A 20,965-nucleotide genomic window follows, 5' to 3' on the forward strand; every position below is an offset into this window, starting at 1 on the left:
GCCGGTACTGTCCTAGACCACTGGCTCGCTGGTTCGGCGGGCGCAGGACCGGGAGGCGCGGTGCGCAACGCCAAGTATCACTCTATCCGTGACGAGATCCTCGATCTCGTCGAGGAGCTCAACGTCGGAGACGCGTTGCCCCCCGAACGGGTGCTGGCACCGCGATTCGCCGTCTCCCGGATGACGCTGCGGAGGGCGGTGGAGGAGCTCGTGCGAGAAGGTCGGTTGGAACGCCGGCACGGCGCCGGCACCTTCGTCGCCGAGCCCAAGATTGCGCAGGGGCTTGCGGTCACCTCGTTCTCGGAGGACATGCGGCAGCGCGGTTCGGTGCCGGCGAGCCGCACCCTCGCCGTGGACGAGGTGCTCGCCGGGGCCCAGCTGGGCCGCCGGTTGGAGATCTCCCCCGGCGACCGGGTGACCCGGGTGGCGCGGCTGCGGCTGGCCGACGACGCGCCGATGGCGCTGGAGACGCTGCATGTGCCCCAGTCGGTCGCCCCCGACCTGACCGGCGAGATGCTCGACAACCAGTCCTTCTACGAGCTGCTCGGCGCCCGGTACGGAGTGGCGTTGGCGCGGGGTCGGCAGACCATCGAGGCGACCGTCACCGACGAGGCGGAGTCGGAGATCCTTGAGGTGCCGCTGCACTCGCCCGCCTTCCTTTTCGAGCGGATCTCCCACGCCACCGACGGTCGGGTGGTGGAGTTCGTCCGGTCGGTCTACCGGGGCGACCGGTACCAGTTCGCGCTGGATCTGCACCCGGACCGGGGGCGGCTGGAGCGGGCCGACCGGTCGCCGGCCCCCGCGGCTGGGGGGCCCTGATGCCGGTGCTCGCGGTGGATGCCGGCCGCACGCACTGCCGGGCGGCGTATTTTCCCACCCCGGACGCGTGCGACCCGGAGTCGGTGGTGACCGTGGCCAGCGAGGGCACGCTCGCCGACCCGGCGGGGGCAAGCCGGGTCGCGGCGAGAGTCGTGACCGCGTTGGCGACCCTCGGGCGGTGGCCGCACGAGACCCCGAGCACCCTGGTGGTGGCGGCCGCCGGCTGCCTCTCGCGGCCGGCCGCGGCGGCCGGGCTTGCCGAGCAGCTGGCGGGGGCGCTGGCGACCCCGTCCCGGTGGGGGCTGGGCGCCGGCACGGATCGGCTCGTGGTTGCCGACATCGTGGTCACGAGCGATGTGGTCGCCGCCCACGCCAGCGCCTTCGCGGGCGCCGCCGGTGTGGTGCTGGCGGTGGGCACCGGGGCGGTGGCGCTGGCGGTGGCGGAGAACGGGGAGCACACGGTGGTCGACGGCGCCGGCTACCTGTTCGGCGATGCCGGCGGCGGTTTCTGGATCGGTCGGTCGGGTCTGGCGGCGGCGCTACGCCACGGTGAGGGCCGGGCTGGCGGGTCGGCGGCGCTGGCCGAGGCGGCTACGGCCTCGTTCGCTCCGCCCGGTGGCACGCTGCGGGACGGGGTGACGGCGCTGTACGGGGAGGCTGACCCGACGAGCCGGGTGGCTCGGGTGGCGTCGTTCGCACCGGCTGTCGCCGTCGCTACTCGGGGCGGGGACGAGGTGGCGGCCGCGATCTGGCGGGACGCCGTCGCCGAGCTGGCGGAGACCGCGGCGGCCGGGTGCGTGGTGCTGCCGGCGGAGCAGCGCCGGGTGGCGTTGGTCGGGTCGATGTTCGAGGTTGCGGATCTGCTCACCGCGCCGCTGCGGCGGCGGCTGGCGGAGCGGGTCGGCGACGTCGAGGTACGTACGGGTGCCGGTGATGGCCTGGCCGGCGCGGCCCGGCTTGCTCGGCGTCCGGTGGGTGGGTACGACCCGCTGTTGCGTTCTTGTGCGGTCGGCGCCCCCGCCGACCCGGATGGGGCGCCGGCTCTCGGGCTGGACGTGCCGGGGCGGGCAGCGGCCGGAACTGCGGAATCGAGGAGGGAGATCGGGTGAATTACCGACGGAGAACCGGGGCAGGGCTGGTCAGCGGCGCCGCCGCGCTGGCCTTGGTGCTGGCGGGCTGCGGCGACGGTGACGGTGGTGACAGCGACTCGTTGACCGTTTGGATCATGGAGCCGGGCAACCCGGAGGTGCAGGCGACCATCGATGGCTTCGGCGAGACTTTCGAGGAGGAGCACGGGGTCAGCGTCACCATCGAGTATGTCCCCTGGCCGGACGCGCATACGCAGCTGACCACCGCGATCGCCGGTGGCCAGGTGCCGGATGTGGCCGAGTTGGGCAACACGATGACGCCGGAGTTCGCCGAGGCGGGCGCGTTCGCAGAGGTGGAGTCGCCGGACGGGGCCGAGTATGTGGACGGGCTGGCCGCGTCGAGCGTCGTCGACGGCGTGAACTACGGCTACCCGTGGTACGCCGGGGCCCGGGCGCTGATCTACCGCACCGACGTCTTCGAAGAGGCCGGGGTGGACGTGCCCCAGAGCTGGGACGAGGTGCTCGAGGTCGGCGACACGATCGCCGACGAGGTGGATGACATCGCCCCGATCCACGTGGCCGGTGCCTACCAGCACATGAACCAGCCGCTGGTGTGGGGCGCCGGTGGCGAGATCGCCGCCCAGCAGGGCGACGAGTGGGTGCCGGGCTACGACTCCCCGGAGGGCCACGAGGCGCTGGAGTTCTTTGTGGAGCTGTGGGAGCGGGACTGGTCGCCGGAGGGCGCGGTCACCTGGAACTCCGCAGATGTCCGGGAGGCGTTCGCCAACGAGCAGTCGGCGATGATGGTCGGTGGCGGCTGGGACCTGCGGGTGATCCTGGACGACAATCCGGATCTGGACGGCAACGTCGGGGTGGCGTTGATGCCGGCCGGCCCGGGCGGCAGCCGGGATGTCTTCGCCGGCGGCAGCCACCTGGCGGTCTTCGAGGAGTCGGAGAATCAGGACCTGGCGAAGGAGTTCGCCGAGTTCATGATCGAGACTGAGCAGGCGACCGAGTTCGCCGACCAGATCGGGTTCCTGCCCGGAACGGTGGAGGGTGTCGACGCGGCGGTCGGCGGCGACCCGCTCTTCGGGGTCTTCGGCGAGCAGTTCGTCGACCACTCCCGGGCCTACCCGGTCGCCGGCTGGTGGGGCAGCGTGGAGGGCACCGGCGCCATCCCGGATGAGTTCCAGAAGCTGATGCTCGGCGACGTGACGGTGCCGGAGGCGGCGGCCAACATCGACGCCGCGCTGGCCGGCGCCATCGGGTAGTCGACTGGTGAGTACGACCCTGCGGAAGGGTGGTCGGCGGAGCCCCGCCGGCCACCCGGACGCCCCACCTCGCGCCCGCCGCCGCTGGTCGGCGCAGAAGCTCTTCGACGACAAGCTGCTGCCGTTGCTGCTGGTGGCTCCGGCGGTGGTGGTCATCGCCGGCCTGGTCGGCTACCCGGTGATCCGTACGGCGGTGCTGTCGTTCACCGACGCGGCGGGCCTCTCCGCGCTCACCGGTGGTGAGATCAACTTCGTCGGGTTGGCGCAGTACCGCGAGATCATCGGCGATCCGATTCTGCGCCGGTCGGCGATCGTCACGGTGGTGTTCGGCCTGGCCTGCGTCGCCGGCACCATGCTGGTCGGGATCGCGGTGGCGTTGCTGCTCAACCGCAAGTTCCACGGCCGCGGTGTGTTGGCGGTGCTGGTGCTGCTGCCGTGGGCGATCCCGCACGTGGCCGCCTCGTACGTCTACAAGTGGCTCTTCAACGACCAGTACGGGATCCTCAACTGGGCGTTGACCCAGCTACCGGGGGTGGACTTTACCGGGTTCGCGTGGTTCAACCGGTGGTATACCGCGTTCATCGTGATCGGGCTGGTGGTGATCTGGCAGTCGTTCCCGTTCGTGTCGATCGCGTTGCTGGCGGGGTTGCAGACGGTCCCCAGCGAGGTGATCGACGCCGCCAAGGTGGACGGTGCCAGCGCCTGGCAGCAGCTGCTGTTGATCCGGTTGCCGATGCTCAAGCCGTTGCTGCTGGTGCTGGTCGTGATCTCCACCATCTGGAACTTCAAGATCTTCGACCAGGTCTGGGTGTTGACCGAGGGCGGGCCGGCTAGACAGAGCGAGATCCTGGCGATCAGCGTCTACCGGGAGGCGATCCTGCAGCTCGACTTCGGGCTCGGTTCGGCGTTGGCGATGGTGCTCTTCACCATCCTGATTCTGTTCACCGTCGTCTACGTGCGAATGGCGCGAGAGGAGCAGCCGTGACCACGACCGAGCGGCCGGCCCGCCGGGACCGGGTGCGGATGATGACCTCGGCGCAGGCGCGCCGCCGCCGAGTGACCGCGAGCGTCTTCACCTACCTGGCGGCCGGGCTGGTGGCGCTCTTCGCGCTCTTCCCGGTCTACTGGATGGTGATCACCTCGTTGAAGCCCACCGCCGAGATCATCACTCCGCAGCCGGTGTGGTGGCCCTCGGAGTTCGAGTGGGGCCGCTACCAGCGGGTGATGGACGCCGGGTTCACCACCTACCTGCGCAATTCGTTGCTGGTGGCGGTCGGCACCACCGGCCTCGGACTGCTGGTGGCGATCTTCGCCGGGTACGCGCTGGCCCGGTTCCGGCTGCCGCTGCGGCGGTATCTGGTGCTGGTGGTGCTCGCCACCCAGATGTTCCCGGTGGTCGTGCTGTTGATCCCGTTCTTCATCGTGATGCGCAACCTCGGTTTGCTGGGCAGCCTGTGGGGGCTGATCATCGCCTACCTGGCGTTCATCACCCCGCTGATGATCTGGATCCTGCGCGGCTTCTTCCTCTCCATCCCGAACGAGCTGGAGGACGCCGCGTTGATCGACGGGTGTACCCGGTTCGGGGCGATGTGGCGGGTGATCATGCCGTTGGCCGGGCCCGGGGTGGCGGCGGTGTCGATCTTCGCGTGGATCGCCGCCTGGAACGAGTTCCTCTTCGCGTTGACCTTCATCCGCAGCGACTCGCTCCGCACGCTGCCGGTCGGCCTCACCCAGTTCGCCGGCCGGGACGCCACCGACAACGGCGCGATCATGGCCGCCAGCGTCATGTTCACGCTGCCGGTGGTGATCTTTTTCCTATTTGTCCACAAAAAACTGACCACCGGTCTGGTCGCCGGTGCGGTCAAGGGTTGATCAGCAGCCATACGACGATCGTGAAGGTGGGACGGTGAGCACGCGCAACGACGGGACCCTCAACGGGTTGGCTACCGAAGGGCGACTACCGGAGGCGGCCGACCTGGACCTGTTACCGACCAGCGCCCAGGTGGCGCTGCTGTGCGAGCAGGACCACCGGGCGGTGCGGGCGGTGCAGGCGGCCAGCGAGCAACTGGTCACCGCGATCGACGCCGCCGCGGTACGGCTGCGGCGCGGCGGCCGGCTGATCGAGGTGGGGGCGGGCACCCCGGGGCGGCTGGCGGTGCTGGACGCGGCCGAGTGCGGCCCCACCTTCGGCGTCGAAGAGGGCCAGGTCATCGGGGTCATGGCCGGTGGTAGCGACGCGGTGCCCAAGGCGGCGGAGAACGGCGAGGACGACCACCGGGCCGGCGCCACCGACCTGGTCGCGGCCTCGCTCACCAGCGACGATGTCGTACTCGCGGTCAGCGCCTCCGGTCGTACGCCGTACGTCCGGGGGGCGATCGCCGCCGCGTCGGCGGTGCGGGCGCTCACCATCGCGGTGGTGAACAACCCGGACTCGCCGATCGCCGCCGAGTGCGACCTGGCGGTCGAGGCGCTCACCGGCCCCGAGGTGATCTCGGGCTCGACCCGGCTGAAGGCGGGCACCGCCCAGAAGCTGGTGCTGAACACCTTCTCCACGTTGCTGATGGTGAAGCTCGGCCACACCTACGGCGACCTCATGGTCAACGTCCGGGCCAGCAACACCAAGCTGCGATGGCGCAGCCAGCGGATCGTCGCGGAGGCGGCCGGGGTCGACACCGAACAGGCGGCCGAGGCCCTGACCGAGGCCGGCGGCCAGGCGAAGGTAGCGACCGTGATGCTGCTCGCCGGGGTGGACGCGGCGACCGCCCGTTCCCGACTGACGGCCGCTGCCGGCCACGTCCGCGCGGCGGTGGCCGGCAGCGCCGCGCCGTGACCCCGGTGGGTGGGCCGGCGCCGCCGGTCCGCACCACCCCGATTCGGGTGCTCGGGCTGATGTCCGGCACCTCAGCCGATGGCGTGGACGCCGCGGTCGCCCAACTCGCGCTCGCCGGCGACACACTGGAACTCACGCCGCTGGCTGCGCACACCGACCCGTGGCCGCCGGAGCTGCGGCGACGGATCCTGGCCGCGCCCGAGGCCGGGGCGGCGGAGCTGTGTCGGCTGCACCGCGACCTCGGGGCGGCGCTCGGCGAGGTGGCGGTCGGCGCCATCGACCAGTACGGGCCGGTCGACCTGCTGGTCAGCCACGGCCAGACCATCCACCACGAGGTCGGCCCCGACGGCGCCGTCCACAGCACCCTGCAGCTGGGGGCGGCGGCCCAGCTGGCCGAGCAGACCGGCGTCCCGGTCGTGGCCGACCTGCGTACCCGGGATGTGGCGGCCGGTGGGCAAGGCGCGCCACTGGTGAGCATAGTGGACGAGCTGCTGTTGGTGGGGTCGGCGGACGCGGGCGGGCCGCCCGGCGGCGACGAGCCGGTGGCCGCGCTGAACCTCGGCGGGATCGCCAACCTCACCGTGGTCCGGCCGGCCGCGCCTACCCTCGCCTTCGACTGTGGCCCGGCCAACGCGCTGCTCGATGTGGCGGTCGCCCGCGCCACCGGCGAGCCGTACGACGAGGGTGGTGCGCTGGCCGCCCGCGGCACCGTCGACGACCGGCTGCTGGCGGTGCTGCTCGCCGACCCGTACCTGGCGGCGGCGCCGCCGAAGTCCACTGGCCGCGAGCGGTACCACGCCGGCTACCTGGACGCCGCGCTCGCGGTCGCGCCGGTCCTCGCGCCGGCCGACCTACTGGCGACCCTGGCCGAGTTCACCGCCGCCGCGGTCGCCGCCGATGTCGCCCGCTACCGGGTGCGCCGGGTCTTCGCCGCCGGTGGCGGGGTGCACAACGCCGGGTTGCTGGCGGCGCTGCGGCGCCGGCTCGCCGCCGCCGGGGCGCAGCTGTTGACGACGGCGCAGTGGGGGTTGCCGGTCGACGCCCGCGAGGCGTACGCGTTCGCGGTGCTCGGCTGGCTGACCTGGCACGGGCTGCCGGGAACCATCCCCAGCTGTACCGGCGCGACCGGTGCCCGGGTGTTGGGGTCGATCACCCCGGGCCGGGAACCGCTGCGGCTGCCGCCGCCGCTGCCCACCCCGCCACGGCGGGCGCTGGTCCGGCGCTGACCGCCCGTCACCGGTGACCTGGCCACCGACCGTGCCAGAATGATCTAGCAGCGCAAACGGGGAGGGCACCCTGCGGGACATTCTGGCGGCGTTCGCGGCCCTCTGGGTGATCACCTTGGTGGGGTGGCTGGTCGGCCGGTCCGGACTGCTCGGCGCCGGCGCGGAGACCGTGCTGGCGCGAGTGGTCTACTTCGTCGCCGCCCCGGCGCTGCTGTTCGCCACCGTCGCCACCACCCCGGTCGGCGGCGTCTTTACCCCGGCGTTCGTGCCGTTCCTGGCCAGCACGGTGGTGGTGGCGATCGCGGCCGCCGCGGTCGCCCGCTGGCGGTGGCGGCTCGACCGGGGCGACGGCACAGTAGCCACCCTCTGCGCCTCCTACGTCAACGGCGGCTACCTCGGCATCCCGATCGCCGCGTTCGTGCTCGGTGATGTGTCGTTCGCGGTACCGGTGCTGCTGTTCCAGACGCTGCTGTTCAGCCCGGTCGCGCTGTGGCTGCTCGACTCTCGGCCGGGGCTCCGAGGCCTGCTGTCGTTGCCGTTACGCAACCCGATCATCCCCGCCTGCGTACTCGGATTCGTGGTGACCGCGGTGGGCTGGACCCTGCCGGCGGAGGTGCTGCGGCCGTTTGAACTGACCGGCTCGGCGGCGGTGCCGTTGGCGCTGCTGGCGCTGGGGCTCTCGCTCGGCGGCGCCCGGCCGTGGGGCGGTGGCGCCGACGCCGAACCCCGGTACGCGGTGGTGGCGGCGAAGGTGGTGCTGCAGCCGCTGGTGGCCTACCTGGTGGCGTTGCTGCTCGGCTTGGAGGGGGAGCTGCTGCTCGCGGCGGTGGTGATGTCGGGCCTGCCGACGGCGCAGAACATCTTTGTCTACGCCGCCCGGTTCGGCAAGGGCACCCGGCTGGCCCGGGATGCGGTGACCCTCTCCACCGTCCTGGCGGCGGTGACGCTGGTGCTGGTGGCGCTCTGGCTCGGGTGAATTGACCCGCTGGCGGTCGCGGCGGCGCCGGTGGCTACTGCGGCGGTTGCTCGCCCGGCCCGGACTGCTCGGCGAGGAACCGCTCCAGCTCCGCGCCCAGCTCCTCGGCGGTGGGCAGCCCGGATGGGTCGGCGAGCAGGCTCGGCCGCTGCCGCGACTGCAGCATCGAGTCGTACTGACTCTCCAACCCCTGAACGTGGCTGGCGACCTCATCCGACTTGGCCACCTGGGCGTCGATGTTGGCGCGCATCGTCTCCGCCGCCTGATGCAGCTCGTCGGTGGGCAGCGCCAGCCCGGTCAACCGGGACACCGAGGTGAGCAGGATCTCCGCCGCCGCCGGATAGTCGTTCTGGGTCAGGTAGTGGGGCACGTGGGCGGCGAACCCGGCGGCGGCGTGCCCGGCCTGACCGAGCCGGAACTCCACCAGGTTGCCGACGCTCGCCGGCACCTCCACCCGCTGCAGCCAGGGCTGATAGTCGGCGATCAGCTCCGTACGGGTGGCGTGGGCGGTCACCCCCGGCGGCCGGGTGTGCGGCACCGCCATCGGAATCGCGGTCATGCCGACGGTTAGCCGGACCCCGAGGTGCTCCACCAGGGCGGTCACCGCCGCAGTGAAACGGTCCCACTGCAGGTCCGGCTCGGGCCCGCTGAGCAGCAGGAACGGTGTGCCGGCGTGGTCATGCAGCAGCTGCAGGGTCAACGACGGCGCGTCATAGGACTCCCAGTGGTCCTCGACGAAGTGCATGGTGGGTCGGCGGGAACGGTAGTCGAAGAGCTGGTCCAGGTCGAAGCTGACGGCCGGGGCGGGGTCGCCGATGCTGAGCAGGTGCTCGCGGGCGAGCTTGGCCGCGTTGCCGGCGTCGACGAAGCCGCTCATGCCCTGGATGAGCACCGGCTCCGAAAGCTCTGCAAGCTCCCCGACCATCTCGTACAGCTCGTGCGGATCGCGCACCGGTGATGCCCCCTGTTCCCGTGTTCGACCAGACCCTCCATTGATACCCCATTCCGGTGGCGACCGCCGACCGCCGGACAGCGGTGGCGCCGACTGGAACAGACGTTCGCACCATGGTACGTCGTGGCAGATGTCGGGCTGGGTGGCGACCGCGGCGGTGGCCGACTAGGCGCGCCGCCGGTCAGCCAAGACTCGCGGTGAACCGAGACAGCGCCTGAGCTAGCGTCGCGTCGAGCACATGCTCGACATTGTCCCATTGGGCGCTGGGAGGGTCGGTGTGAACCCAGGTGACTGTCTCGGTAGGGGTGGACACCACCGCTAGTTCGGGTTCACCTCGGCTGTCGTCGTTGCGGGCGCCAAGGATCTCCGCATAGGCGGTAAGGGTCAGCACTCCGGTCTCACCGCGGCCCACCTTCTGGAGGAAGGTGAGATAGCGCAGCGTCTGACCGAGCACGTCCACTTGAAGTCGGGTCCACCACACCCCCTCCTGAAGATTCGCGTAGAAGTCAACGCTGTTCGCGGCCTGGACTACCTGTCGCCGCCAGTAACGGGCTTCCTCCTCCGGAGGGGCGGCGGAGAGCACCGATGTCCGGGCGGCCGGGTCGATACCCTCGCGGAGCCGGTTCTCAATCCGACCCGCCATCTCCGACAGCCAGGTCACGACTTGGTCCTGCACGCTGCTACCGAGCCGCTGCACGGCCGCGGCCCGTTCGGCCGCCCCAGCGGTGCCACGTAGCCCGCGAAGTCGTTCGATGCCGGCGTCGAGGACGCCGATGGCGCCCCGTCCGGCATCGGCGAGTTCGGCGGCGACCGGCTGCTCCAGCTCGCTGCGCAGCGCGACGATCTCCAACTCTGCGAAAAACCGCACCAGCGGTCGGAGATCCCCATCGTTGGCCCGGTCGAGGACTCGCAGGTAACGATCGCGCTCGCGGCGGTCGATCACCATCGGTGCGAAGTCGTGCCGCAGCAGGCCCAACAGGGTCAGGCAGCGCGCTACCCGCCCATTGCCGTCCTCGAACGGATGAATGCGGACGAATCTATGGTGCAGCCAGGCCTCACGAACTACCGGGTCGACGTGCCGGTAGCGGTGGTAAAACTCGACCAGTCGCTCGATCTGCGGCTGGACCTGCTCCGGTGGCGTGTAGTCCAGCACGGACCCATCAGATCGCTCTACCCAGTTTGCCTGTCGTTTCCACTCGCCATGATGGAGGGTGGCTTCGAAGACCATACCGGCTGGCGACATCGCGGTGAACGTGGACTGGTTTCGAGTGAGCGCGACGTGAAGCTCCCGGATCAGCGAGGTGGACAGCTCCCGGCCTTGCCTAGCCACATCCGCAAGGAACTCTAGCGCTTCATACTGGGTCCGGATGAGCCGCAGCACGTCCTCGGATATCGAGCCATCGACAGACCGGTTTACGGCGTCAGCGGTCAGTCCTTCGGCTACGAGCGCATGGGTTACGCCCCAGTCGACATCGTACAGGCGCTCGATGATCCCGGTCTCGATCGCGTGCCGGCGCAGCGACCGACGGCGGGCCTCGTGAAAGGCGTCGGTGTTCGCCGAGACCACCGCCTGCCACGCCCGCTGGAGGGAATGCACTGGAGCCAGCACCGAGTCGAGGGCACCGTTGACCTCAGGCAACGGCTCCACGTCAACCCACCGGGCGGCCTCCACCGACATTCCCTGAGTGTAGGTCAATGGCAGAGCGGGACAGCGGAGCAGGTCTGCGAGGAGGAAACCAAGTTAGAGATCTGGGCGACTTACTGCCCGCGCCGGTGCCGGACAGGAAGTCGCCAGATCCAGCTACGCACTCGGTTGCGGGTCCCAGCGCTAGGTGTGGCCTGCCAGCGGGCCGTTCGGGGTGGGCGGTGCTGCCGTCATCTGCCCTACGGTTCCGAGCCGATCGCCCAGGTCGCTGCGCCGGAAGGCCGCGAAGACCGCCGCCAACTGGTCCAGCAGGTACCGCCGTTCCTCCTGGCCCAACCCGGTGAGGAACTCCCGGAGCAGGGTGGCGATGGTCTGCTGCGGGTCCTCAGGGGTCTGCCCGAGCCGCTCGGCGATCTGTTCGAACCGGTCGCTGAGCAGCTCGTCGAGGGCCTCGGGGTGGTGCCGGAGCCAGTAGCTGCGGGCCACCTCCGGACGGGTGAAGACCTCTCGCAGGTAACGGAGCTCGTTGCGTTCGACCTCCCGGCGCAGCCGATCCAATGCCAGCTCCCGGTGCAGTTCCTCCCATTGCAGGGCGGCACGCCTGCTCGCTGCTGGCGCATCCAACGTCACCGATCCGGCGACCAGGACAAGGTCGGTGCCGGGCAGCGAGCGGGTAGCGGCGAGCCGCTGCGCAAGTCGAGTCTGCACCGCTGGCACGTCGCTCGGCACGTCCCGGGCGGTGATGGCGGCGGCCCATGCTCGGACCGCTTCGGCGAGCTGCTCATGGTCCGTTGCCTCCGCCGGGGTGGTGTTGTACCACTCGACGGTGAACCACGCCTCGAACGGCGCTCCCGGCAGCGCGCTGGGCAGCCTTGACTCGAAACTGGACGCGCTTAGTTGCCGGGTGGGGGTCGGCTCGGCGACCGGCGGCGACCACCAGTCATGCCACCACTGTCGCCACGTACTCTGCGTCATCGATTCCACCTTCCTTGTCGTCGGGGCCAGCGTTTGGTAGTCGGTCGGTCAGCCGCAGCGTGGTGAGCAGCCGTTCCCGCAGCCGATCGCGGGTGGCTCGCTGCGCGGCGGGCGTGCCGGGGTCGGTGCTGGCGTGCCAGCGAAGCACCAGGGTGTAGAGCCGGGCGGTGCGCGGGGCCGCCGTCGTCCCCTGTGCCGCCTCCCGCCACAACGCCGCCACTGCTCGCCAGCAGGCGCCGTCGCTGATAGCCAGCTCTAGCCAGGCGAACGCCGCGTCGGCCAGGTCGGCAGTGGTCCCGGGGCGGTCCAGCGTGGTGGTGATCGCGGTCACCAACGCGTGCCAATCCGGTCGATCGGCGGCGGCCACCACGAGCGGGCAACCGGCGGGTTCCGGGGACTCACCGATGCGGGCCAGCGCCGTCGCCGCCGTCGCGGCGGCGGGTTCGTCGCCGGTCGTCAGCCACCGGCACAGGCGGCGGAGCACCGGCCGGCGCAGCGGCGGCCGGCGCCACAGCTGCGCCACCGCCGCGGCCACCCGCTCGCGGGTGGCCGGGTCGTCGCGGCCGGCGAGGTGGCCCAGCCGGGTGAGCGCGATCTCCGGGTACGCGTCGGCGAGATCGCCCTGGCAAACCTCGATGACGGCCTGGTGGACGGGCAAGGGCCGGTTGGAGCGCGCCAACTCGTACAGCAGCGAGCGGGTCGTCCGCCCCACCTCCCGGCTCAGGCCCGCGGTGGTGAGCAGTTGCACCAGGGTGGGGCGTAGCTGGTCGTTGCCCGACCATTCCCCGATCACCAGGTGCAGCAGTCGCTCGTGCCGATCCTGGTAGAGCCCGTGTAGGAGGGAACCGGCGATCGGGGCGGCCACCTCCGCCCGAGCCACCGCGGGTAGCTCCAGCGGAAACTCGATCGCCGCCCGCCAGGTGCGGTAGGCGCAGACCTTGGTGCGGTCGGTACGCACGAAGTCGAGCACCGCGGGGCCGTAGCCCGGTTTCGGCAGGCTGACCCGGCCCGCCGTGTCGATCCGCGCTCCGGCTGCGCTGGCGAGGGCGTGCAGCCCGTTGCCGCCGAGGCCGTCCCACTCGGCCCGGGTGGCGAGCGCCCGGCCGATGAACTCCCCGAGGTGCAGGATGAGCTGCCCGTGGCAGCCGGCCAGGAAGGCGGTCGCCACCAGGAACAGTCGGCTGCGCTGGTCGGGGTGGTCGCGGAACCATTCGGTGAGCTGGCGGTACCAGTGGCTGAAGGCGTCCGCAACCTCCTGGGCGAGTGCGGCGGTCGACCGGTCCGCGTCCTGGCTGGTAGCTACGACCAACTCGGCCAGCCGGGCCACCTCGCGCGGTGGCGCGGCCGTCACCAGCGCGGTGACGGTGGCGTGGCGGCCCACCGCCCGGGCAGCGGAGTCTGGGTTGAGCCGGGACACCTCCGTCGCCAGCAGGGCCAGCGGGTCCGGGGGCTGGACCGACAAGACCGTCTTGTCCCGCTGACCGCCGATCATGCGCCAGGTCTCCGGGCTGGCGACGACCACCAGGTAGGAGCTGTGCGTGGCTAGCTCTTCGCGGTACGACTGGAGGTCGCGCGCGAAGCTGTCGCCCAGGGTCCGGCCCCCGCTGTCGGGGAGCTCCAGCAGGTAACCGTGGGCGCTCTCGGTGGGCAGCTCGGTGACGGACAACCACTGTGTGCCGTACGGCTCGATCGGGATCTCCTGTATCGGCAGGTCGAGCGTGGCGAGCACCCCGACCGCCGCGGTGTGCCGCCCGGTGCCGGGCTCACCGAGCAGCACCAGCGACCCGGCGGCGGCGAGTAGTTCGCCGGCACCGACCCGGTCGAGGCACGCTCCCGCGTCGCTGCGGTACTCCCGCGCCACGAAGGTAGCCGCCACCGTCGCCAGATACGCGCGCCCTCGCGGGGTCGGGCGTGCCCGGGCTGCTTGCTGGTAGACGTTGGTGATGGTCTGGCGGTGCAGGTGCATGCCGCCGTGGACCGTGTTGGCCGCCTGCCCGAGGTTGTCCCGGGCCACGGTCGGGGCGAGCGTCGGTACGTGACTGGCGGCTGGTTCGTCGATCCACTCGGCCGGTGGGTAGGCGAGCGAGGTGGAGGTCATCGGTGGCTCCCCGTCTCGGGCCGGTGCATCGACATGCCGCCGTGGACCACCCCCGCCACTTGGCCATAGTTGGAGCCGGACTGGACCGCGCCCTCCGGCGTTGCCACCGGCTGCTCGGGTGCGCCTGGATCGGCAGCCGGGGGCGGCGCGCACGGCTCGGGGGCCACCGCGGGTGAGCCGACCGTCAGCAGGTTCCCCGACGGCGCGGGCACCCGCAGCCAGGCCCGTTGGGTGAACCCTTTGCCTGGGACGGTCGCCGGGACCTCGATGAAGTGGTCCGGGTGCAGGCTGGTGTAGCCGGCGGCCACCACATCCTGGAAGATCCGGTCGGAGAGGATGGCGGCGACGAAGGTCACCCGCGGGCTGGCGGCCGAGAGGATCGCGCGGACCGGCGTCGAGTCGAGTAGCCGGTGGGTGTCGTTGCGGGGGGTGCCGCCCCCGCCGGTGAAGGGCTGCGCCGGGTCGGCCGGCAGCGGCCCGACATGCAGACTCACCCGCAGCCGCAGTAGCGCCTCCGCGCGGCGAGAGCCGCTGTTGTGGGCGGCCAGCACCTGTTGCAGCTCGGCGAGCAGCGGGTCTACCAGGTACGGCAGCGCCCGGGGCGGGACCCCGACGGCGAATCCGTCGCCGGTGGGGCCGAAGAAGGCGGGCTGGTTCCACACCTCTGCCAGGCCGATGTTCTCGAAGGCGGTGCCGGTCAGTCGCGGGATTAACCCGCTGATCGGCTGGTGCGCGACGCTCGGCTCGGCCGTGAAGTCCTTCGCGTCCACTGCCAGGATTCCCAGGTAGTCGGGTAGGTCCCGAGCACCGGAGAACGGGGGGAGTTCGGTCGCCATCACGTACCCCTATCTGTCGATAGTGTCTGGTGTGGCTAGCATGGGCCCCTTCGGGAGCCGCTTCCGCCCATTACTGGGCAGATCTGCTGTGACCTATCGCATCGAGGAGCGTTACGGCTGTGCGTACCCGGCGAGCCCGGAGCGGTCGCGAATGATGATCGTTTTGCGGTGGGTGGTGAGCAACCCGGCGGTGCGAAGCTCAGCCAGCGCCACCACTACCGCGTTACGCGAGGCGCCGACGAGTTGTGCCAGGTCCTGCTGCGACAGCTGCACCTCGGGCCGGTCACCCGGACCGTTGCCCGCTCCGAGCCGCAGCAGCGCCCGGGCCAACCGGGACCGGACCGGCAGCAACGCGAGTTCCCCGCGCAGCTCGGCGGACTCCCGGACCCGAGCCATGGTGTAGTGCAGAAAACTGGCCGAGACCGCCGGGTCGGCGGTGAACCGGCGCAGTTGTTCACCGGTGAGTAGGCGGGCGGTCACCGCGCTGATCGCGGTCACGGTGGCGGAGCGCGGTTGACCGTCCAGCGCCGCCAGCTCCCCGATCACGTCTCCGCCGGCGCGGACCGTAAGGATGGTCTGGCCCCCGGTGGGTTCCGAACGTTGGATCTTCACCGCGCCTCGGAGCAGCACGTACGCGTGTCTGCCCGACTCGCCTTGCTGAAAGAAGATCTGCCCTTGGCGGAAGGACACCCCGACCCCGAGGCGGGCGAGCGCCGACCACTGCGCTGCCGGCAGCAGGCCAGCGAGCCCGCGCTCGCCCGCTGACTCACCGCGCACGCCCGCTCACGGGGACAGGATAGTGTCCGCCGGGCACCCCGGCGACCCGAACCGGGCCGCTAGGAGTTCACCCCGCCCGGCCGCCGCCTCACCAGCGACGAGGCCGGTGCCGGGCGCTTCGGGCGGTAGACCAGCAGCGTGCCGGGGAGCTTGCCGAAGCTCAGCGTGTCGGTGCGACCACCAGCTTCGCCATCGTGGGCCACCGGCAGCGCGCCGTCGAGCGAGTCCACATGCACCGTCTTAGCGAGGCGGGCGTGGTAGAGCCCGTCGCGGCCGCTGAGGCCGGCCAACGTCGACAGCACCGCGCGGGCTCGGGAGAAGCGGGCGTCGGCGCGCAGAAACTGCACGTCGAGCCAGCCGTCGTCGAGCCGCGGTCGCCACGCCGGGGTATTGCCCTGTGGCCGGTATTCACCGTTGCCGACGAACAGGGTCCACACGGTGGCCGGTTCGCCGTCGATCCGTAGCCGCAGCGGTTCGTGCCGGCGGAGCACCTGGCCGGCCGCGACCGCCATCGCCAGCCACTTGCCCCATTGTGGCTCCAGCTGCTCCCGGCGGCGGACCATCTCCGGGTAGGCGCCGATGACCGCGGTGTTGAGGAAGGGCCGGCCGTTGATCGTGGCGACATCGACCGCCACCGCCTCACCGCTGGCGAGCGCCTGCAGCGTGTCCTGGACGGCTGAGATGTCGGCGTCCCGGGCGAAGTGGTTGAGGGTGCCGGTGGGGAAGACCGCTAGTGGCAGGCCGTGCCGCAGCGCCGCCGCCGCCACCGAGGCCACGGTGCCGTCGCCGCCGGCCGCGCCGAGCGCCCGGGCGTCCGGTGCCTGGCCGGCGAGTTCGGCGTCGAGGTCGACTTCGTCGGTGAGTTCGATGAAGCTCGCCGCCGGCAGTGCCGCCTTGAGCTGGGGGCCGGGGTCCCCGTTCGGGCCGGAGCGGGGATTGAGCACCACCACGAGACCTTCGCCCTGCTCTATCCGGGGAGCCGGCAGGTAGGGGCGGAGCCGGGGCGGGCCGGCGACCGTCAGCGGCCACCAGCGACGGGTGGCGAGGGCGAGGCCGGCGCCGAGCGCGGCCCCGGCGACCACGTCGCTGGCGTAGTGGACTCCGACGTGGACCCGGGAGTAGCCGACTGCGGCGGCGAGCGGCGCCACCGCGGCGCCGGCGAGCGGGCTCTCCAGGGCTACTCCGGTGGCGAAGGCGGCGGCCGAGGCGGCGTGGCCGCTCGGGAACGAGCCGCTGGTCGGGGTGCGGCGCAGTTGCCGCACCACCGGGGTCCGGTCCACGGCTGGGCGTTGCCGCTGGGCGAGCGGCTTGAGGACGGCGTTGGTGATCAGGCTGGTGGCGGCGAGGGCTCCGAGTCCGCGGATGGCGGCGCGGCGGGTGCGGCCAGGGATCAGCAGGCCGGCGGCGGCCACCGCCAACCAGAGCCGGCTGTAGTTGGCTGAGTTGCTCAGCATTCGCATTGTGTGGTCGAGCCGGGTTCCGGTGGCGGTCATGTAGGCACACTACCCAGTCAGTGGGCGGTTCTCACCTGTCCCGATCAAGGCGTTGATGTTGGCAGCGCCGCGAGAGGAGGAATCTTCGCTAAACACCATAAACCGGATAAACCTTGTGAAAAGCTGTCTGACGTTGCGGCGGGATCGAGTTCACAAGAGACGGAGTAAACCGATGGGAGTCAGACGGATTGGCGGCGTCGCCGCCGCGTCCATGTTGGGGGTGGTCGCCGGGTTGGGGCCGGTGGCGCCGGTCTTCGCAGCGGAGTCTGCCGATGCCGAGGTTGCCGACGACGCCGTGGTGGTCGAGGAGAGCACCACCCTCGCGGAGCTGATCGAGCAGCTCGACCTCGAGGTCCTGGTCCAGAACGATGTGCGTCGCAGCGATCAGGCGACCGCCGTGGAGTGGGCCCCGCCTGCGCCGAGCGGCCCGGTGCTGGACTCGGGCTACCCGTGGTGGATCGCCGAGGCTGCCGCGGCGGCCACGCCCGGCCCAGGGTTGACACCGGTGGCGCTGCATCCGTATCTACTGTCGCACTACCCCGGCGGCTACCCGGTGGTCGTCAGCTACCCGGTGACGGTCGGCTACCCAGTGGCGGTCGGCTATCCAGTGGCGAACCCGCAACCGGCCGCTGACACCTACACGTTGCAGATCGACCAGCTGATCATCGTTCGCTAATTGACCTTACAGAAGCCCATCGGCCAGGGACGGGGGATGGCCGGGGGTCGGTCTCCTGTTGACCGTACCGAAGGGGAGCGAGGGACGTGAGGGATTCTCGGTTGCTCGGCGGGTTCGGGCTTACCCGGCGGGGTCGGCCAGCCGATGGGTAAGCGCGGTGTAGCGGCGGCCGGCCCCGGCGGTGCGCACCGCGATCGCGATCGCCTTGCGCGCGCCGGCCAACACCACCAGCCGCTTGGCCCGGGTCACCGCGGTGTAGAGCAGGTTCCGCTGCAACATCGGGTACGCGCTGGTGGTCACCGGGATGACCACCGCAGGGTATTCGCTGCCCTGCGACCGGTGCACCGTGATCGCGTACGCGTGGGCAAGCTCATCCAGCTCATCGAAGTCGTAGCCGATCTCCTCATCCTCGTCGGTGCGGACGAGCAGGCGCTGGTCGTCGAGGTCGACGGTGGTAACCACGCCGACGGTGCCGTTGAAGACCCCGGCTGCGCCCTTCTCGTAGTTGTTGCGGAGCTGGATCACCTTGTCGCCGGCGCGGAAGACCCGGGCGCCGTGGCGCCGCTCCGGCTGGCCCTCGCGGGGTGGTGACAGCGCCTGCTGCAGCGCGGTGTTGAGCGCGCCGGCGCCGCAGACTCCCCGGTGCATGGGGGCGAGGACCTGCACCTCCCGGGCGTGGATGCGGAACCGGCGGGGGATCCGGTTCGCCACGATGTCCACCACCTGCTCGGCGGTGGCTTCGGGCTCGTCGCTGGGGAAGAGGAAGAAGTCCGGGTGGGCGCCGAACTCGGGGGACTGCCCGTGGTTGATCCGGTGGGCGTTGATCACCACCCCCGACTCCTGGGCCTGCCGGAAGATCTCGGTCAACCGGACCCGGGGGATCGGTTCGGCGGCGAGTAGGTCCCGCAGCACCTCCCCGGCGCCCACCGAGGGGAGCTGATCCACGTCGCCCACCAGCAGCAGGTGGGCTCCGGCGGGAACCGCCTTCGTGAGCTTGTTCGCCAGCAACAGATCCAGCATGGACGCCTCGTCGACCACCACCAGATCCGCGTCGAGCGGGTTGTCGGCGTCGCGGGCGGCGTCACCGCCGGGTCGCAGCTCCAACAGCCGATGGACGGTGGCGGCCGGGTGACCGGTCAGCTCGGTGAGTCGTTTCGCGGCCCGGCCGGTCGGGGCGGCCAGCACGATCTTCGCCCGCTTCGCCGCCGCCACCTCGATGATCGACCGGACCGTGAAGGACTTGCCGCAGCCGGGCCCGCCGGTGAGCACCGCCACCTTCTCGGTCAGCGCGAGCCGCACCGCCGCCCGTTGACCGGCGGCGAGTTCGGCGCCGGTGCGCAGCTGCAGCCAGCGGAAGACCTTCTCCCAGTCGACCGTGGCGAAGTGGGGCAGCCGGTCGTCGCGGCTGTGCAGCAGCCGCCGGAACCCGTTCGCCAACGCCTGCTCGGCCCGGTGGAACGGCACCAGATAGGCCGCCGGGATGGTCCCGTGCTCATCGCTGGGGTTCGGCACCGCCTCCCGGACCACCCCGTCCTCGTCGGCGAGGGCCGCCAGCTGCGGGCGGACCAGCTCGGCCGCGAGCGCGAGGATCTCGGCGGCGTCGGCGACCAGGTTCGGTTCCGGCAGGAAGCAGTGGCCGTTGTCGGCCGCCTCCGAGAGGGTGTAGCGGAGCCCGGCGCGGATCCGTTGCGGGCTGTCGTGGGGGATGCCCACCGCCTGGGCGATAGTGTCGGCGGTCTTGAATCCGATGCCCCACACGTCGCTGGCGAGTCGGTAAGGTTCGTTGCGGACCACCGAGATCGACCCGTCGCCGTACTGCTTGTAGATCCGCACCGCCAGCGACGTGGACACGCCGACCCCCTGCAGGAAGAGCATCACCTCCTTGATCGCCTGCTGTTCGAGCCAGGCGGCGCCGATCGCAGCGGTCCGTTTGTTGCCCAGCCCGTGCACCTCGCGCAGCCGCGCGGGCTCCTCTTCGATCACCCGCAGCGTGTCCGCGCCGAAGGTGGCGACGATCCGGGCGGCGGTCTTCGGTCCGATCCCCTTGATCAGCCCGGAGCCGAGGTAACGCTCGATGCCCTGCACGGTCGCCGGCAGCACAGTGGTGTACGAGTGGACCTCGAACTGCTTGCCGTAGCGAGGGTGGGAACTCCACCGGCCGACCAGCTTCAGGCTCTCCCCGGGCTGCACCCCGAGCAGCGAACCCACCACCGTCAGCAGGTCGTCGCCGGAGCGGCCGGTCGCCACCCGGGCGACCGTGTAACCCGTCTCGTCGTTGGCGTAGGTGATCCGCTCCAGCACCGCCTCCAGCACCGCCCCCCGCGGCCGCGTTTCGCTGGACGCGGGGGGCGGAATGCTGGTCACGACCCCATGATGGCAACCAGCCGGGGACCGCTGGCGCCGGGGCTACTGCGGTTCGTGGACCTCCGGCGTGACTCCGGTGGTGGCGCCGCCGTCCACGACGAACTCGGTGCCGGTCGAGTAGGTCGCCTCGCCGACCACGAACCGCACCATCCGGGCCACCTCCTCCGGCCGGCCGAACCGGCGAATCGGCTGCCCGGCGACGACCGAGTCCTCGAAGCCGGCGGTCATCGGGGTGGCGATCGGTCCCGGGTGCACCGAGCAGACCCGGATCTGATCCGGCGCCAGCTCCATCGCGGCGGTCTTGGTCAGGCCGCGCAGCCCCCACTTGCTGGCGACGTACGCCCCCAGGTTGCCGTAACCCATCAGGCCGGCCGTGGACGAGACGTTGACGATGCAGCCGCCGCCGGCTCGGCGCATCGAGGGCACCGTCTGGTGCATGCCCAGCCAGGCGCCGTACAGGTTGATGTCGATCACCCGCCGGAAGCTCGCCGGATCCTGGTCGGCGATGGCCCCGAAGTCGAGGACGCCGGCGTTGTTCACCAGGACCGAAACCGGGCCGTAGCTCTGCTCCGCGGCGGTGACCGCGGCAGCCCACTGGTCGGTGTTGGTGACGTCCAGGTGGACGTAGGCGGCGCGCTCGCCGAGGCGGTCCGCGAGCGCCTTGCCGTCATCGTCGAGGATGTCGGCGATCATCACCTGCATTCCCTCGGCGACCAGCGTCTCGGTGATCGCCGCACCGATCCCACGCGCCCCACCGGTCACAATCGCGGTCTGGTTCGTCAGTGTCATGGGTTCGCCTCCTCAGCTTCGCCTCTATTGCACGTCGGCGGCGGCTGACTCACCCAGGGTCGAAGGTCCCGTACCGGGCAGGGCTACCGCCCCTGCCGCTGGCGGGTAGGGCGGCGCAGGCTGGTGTTGCGCGGCAAGCCGGCCGCGTCG

18 protein-coding genes are annotated in these 20,965 nt (G+C 71.3%); 9 read left to right on the forward strand and 9 right to left on the reverse strand.

Annotation, left to right across the window (positions count from 1 at the left end):
• Window positions 1–60 precede the first annotated feature (60 nt).
• The 8 genes from JQS43_RS09610 to JQS43_RS09645 all read left to right on the forward strand — a co-directional run bounded on the left by JQS43_RS09610 (window position 61) and on the right by JQS43_RS09645 (window position 8,210).
• Window positions 61–819, forward strand: coding sequence for a GntR family transcriptional regulator (locus JQS43_RS09610; RefSeq protein ID WP_239678714.1), 759 nt, complete (start codon window positions 61–63; stop codon window positions 817–819).
• The gene (locus tag JQS43_RS09615) at window positions 819–1,928 is read left to right on the forward strand and encodes a BadF/BadG/BcrA/BcrD ATPase family protein (protein WP_239678715.1); all 1,110 of its coding nucleotides are present in this window, start codon (window positions 819–821) and stop codon (window positions 1,926–1,928) included. The genes JQS43_RS09610 and JQS43_RS09615 overlap by 1 nt, the downstream gene beginning before the upstream one ends.
• A complete protein-coding gene (locus JQS43_RS09620; RefSeq protein ID WP_239678716.1) occupies window positions 1,925–3,178 on the forward strand; it encodes an extracellular solute-binding protein in 1,254 nt (417 codons plus the stop codon). The genes JQS43_RS09615 and JQS43_RS09620 overlap by 4 nt, the downstream gene beginning before the upstream one ends.
• Before the next feature lie 7 nt (window positions 3,179–3,185).
• Window positions 3,186–4,163: a carbohydrate ABC transporter permease gene (locus JQS43_RS09625; RefSeq protein ID WP_239678717.1), complete on the forward strand. Its 978-nt coding sequence runs from the start codon at window positions 3,186–3,188 to the stop codon at window positions 4,161–4,163.
• The gene (locus JQS43_RS09630; RefSeq protein WP_239678718.1) at window positions 4,160–5,050 is read left to right on the forward strand and encodes a carbohydrate ABC transporter permease; all 891 of its coding nucleotides are present in this window, start codon (window positions 4,160–4,162) and stop codon (window positions 5,048–5,050) included. The genes JQS43_RS09625 and JQS43_RS09630 overlap by 4 nt, the downstream gene beginning before the upstream one ends.
• A 34-nt stretch (window positions 5,051–5,084) precedes the next feature.
• On the forward strand, window positions 5,085–6,008 hold the full coding sequence (gene murQ, locus JQS43_RS09635; RefSeq protein ID WP_239678719.1) for an N-acetylmuramic acid 6-phosphate etherase: 924 nt from the start codon (window positions 5,085–5,087) through the stop codon (window positions 6,006–6,008).
• Window positions 6,005–7,234: an anhydro-N-acetylmuramic acid kinase gene (locus tag JQS43_RS09640; RefSeq protein ID WP_239678720.1), complete on the forward strand. Its 1,230-nt coding sequence runs from the start codon at window positions 6,005–6,007 to the stop codon at window positions 7,232–7,234. The genes murQ and JQS43_RS09640 overlap by 4 nt, the downstream gene beginning before the upstream one ends.
• Window positions 7,235–7,316: 82 nt before the next feature.
• The gene (locus tag JQS43_RS09645; protein WP_275581085.1) at window positions 7,317–8,210 is read left to right on the forward strand and encodes an AEC family transporter; all 894 of its coding nucleotides are present in this window, start codon (window positions 7,317–7,319) and stop codon (window positions 8,208–8,210) included.
• Window positions 8,211–8,244: 34 nt separating this feature from the next.
• Here JQS43_RS09645 and JQS43_RS09650 read toward each other — a convergent pair whose 3' ends face one another.
• From JQS43_RS09650 to JQS43_RS09680, 7 genes are all read right to left on the reverse strand, one after another.
• Window positions 8,245–9,135, reverse strand: coding sequence for a proteasome assembly chaperone family protein (locus tag JQS43_RS09650; RefSeq protein WP_420847692.1), 891 nt, complete (start codon window positions 9,133–9,135; stop codon window positions 8,245–8,247).
• A 208-nt stretch (window positions 9,136–9,343) separates the two neighbouring features.
• On the reverse strand, window positions 9,344–10,840 hold the full coding sequence (locus JQS43_RS09655; protein ID WP_239678723.1) for a Fic family protein: 1,497 nt from the start codon (window positions 10,838–10,840) through the stop codon (window positions 9,344–9,346).
• 150 nt (window positions 10,841–10,990) lie between these two features.
• Window positions 10,991–11,782, reverse strand: a complete 792-nt coding sequence (locus tag JQS43_RS09660; RefSeq protein ID WP_239678724.1) for a hypothetical protein — start codon at window positions 11,780–11,782, stop codon at window positions 10,991–10,993.
• Window positions 11,748–13,880 (reverse strand): hypothetical protein, encoded by a 2,133-nt coding sequence (locus JQS43_RS09665; RefSeq protein WP_239678725.1) that lies wholly within the window; start codon window positions 13,878–13,880, stop codon window positions 11,748–11,750. Before JQS43_RS09665 ends, JQS43_RS09660 begins: the two co-directional genes overlap by 35 nt.
• Window positions 13,877–14,716 carry a hypothetical protein gene (locus tag JQS43_RS09670; protein WP_239678726.1) on the reverse strand — a complete coding sequence of 280 codons (840 nt, stop codon included), beginning with the start codon at window positions 14,714–14,716 and terminating at the stop codon, window positions 13,877–13,879. The genes JQS43_RS09665 and JQS43_RS09670 overlap by 4 nt, the downstream gene beginning before the upstream one ends.
• A 111-nt stretch (window positions 14,717–14,827) precedes the next feature.
• Window positions 14,828–15,493: a Crp/Fnr family transcriptional regulator gene (locus tag JQS43_RS09675; protein WP_239678727.1), complete on the reverse strand. Its 666-nt coding sequence runs from the start codon at window positions 15,491–15,493 to the stop codon at window positions 14,828–14,830.
• 59 nt (window positions 15,494–15,552) lie between these two features.
• On the reverse strand, window positions 15,553–16,986 hold the full coding sequence (locus JQS43_RS09680) for a bifunctional phosphatase PAP2/diacylglycerol kinase family protein (RefSeq protein ID WP_239678728.1): 1,434 nt from the start codon (window positions 16,984–16,986) through the stop codon (window positions 15,553–15,555).
• Window positions 16,987–17,158: 172 nt separating this feature from the next.
• Between JQS43_RS09680 and JQS43_RS09685 the strand changes: the two genes are divergently transcribed.
• Complete coding sequence (locus tag JQS43_RS09685) at window positions 17,159–17,662, forward strand: hypothetical protein (protein WP_239678729.1); 504 nt, start codon at window positions 17,159–17,161, stop codon at window positions 17,660–17,662.
• Between the two features lie 120 nt (window positions 17,663–17,782).
• On the opposite strand, the gene recD2 is transcribed toward JQS43_RS09685, so the two are convergent.
• Together recD2 and JQS43_RS09695 are read right to left on the reverse strand one after the other, a co-directional pair.
• Window positions 17,783–20,017 (reverse strand): SF1B family DNA helicase RecD2, encoded by a 2,235-nt coding sequence (recD2, locus tag JQS43_RS09690; protein ID WP_420847693.1) that lies wholly within the window; start codon window positions 20,015–20,017, stop codon window positions 17,783–17,785.
• A gap of 51 nt (window positions 20,018–20,068) precedes the next feature.
• On the reverse strand, window positions 20,069–20,815 hold the full coding sequence (locus tag JQS43_RS09695; RefSeq protein WP_239678731.1) for a glucose 1-dehydrogenase: 747 nt from the start codon (window positions 20,813–20,815) through the stop codon (window positions 20,069–20,071).
• Window positions 20,816–20,965: the final 150 nt, after the last annotated feature.

Source organism: Natronosporangium hydrolyticum, assembly GCF_016925615.1.
Taxonomy (GTDB): domain Bacteria; phylum Actinomycetota; class Actinomycetes; order Mycobacteriales; family Micromonosporaceae; genus Natronosporangium; species Natronosporangium hydrolyticum.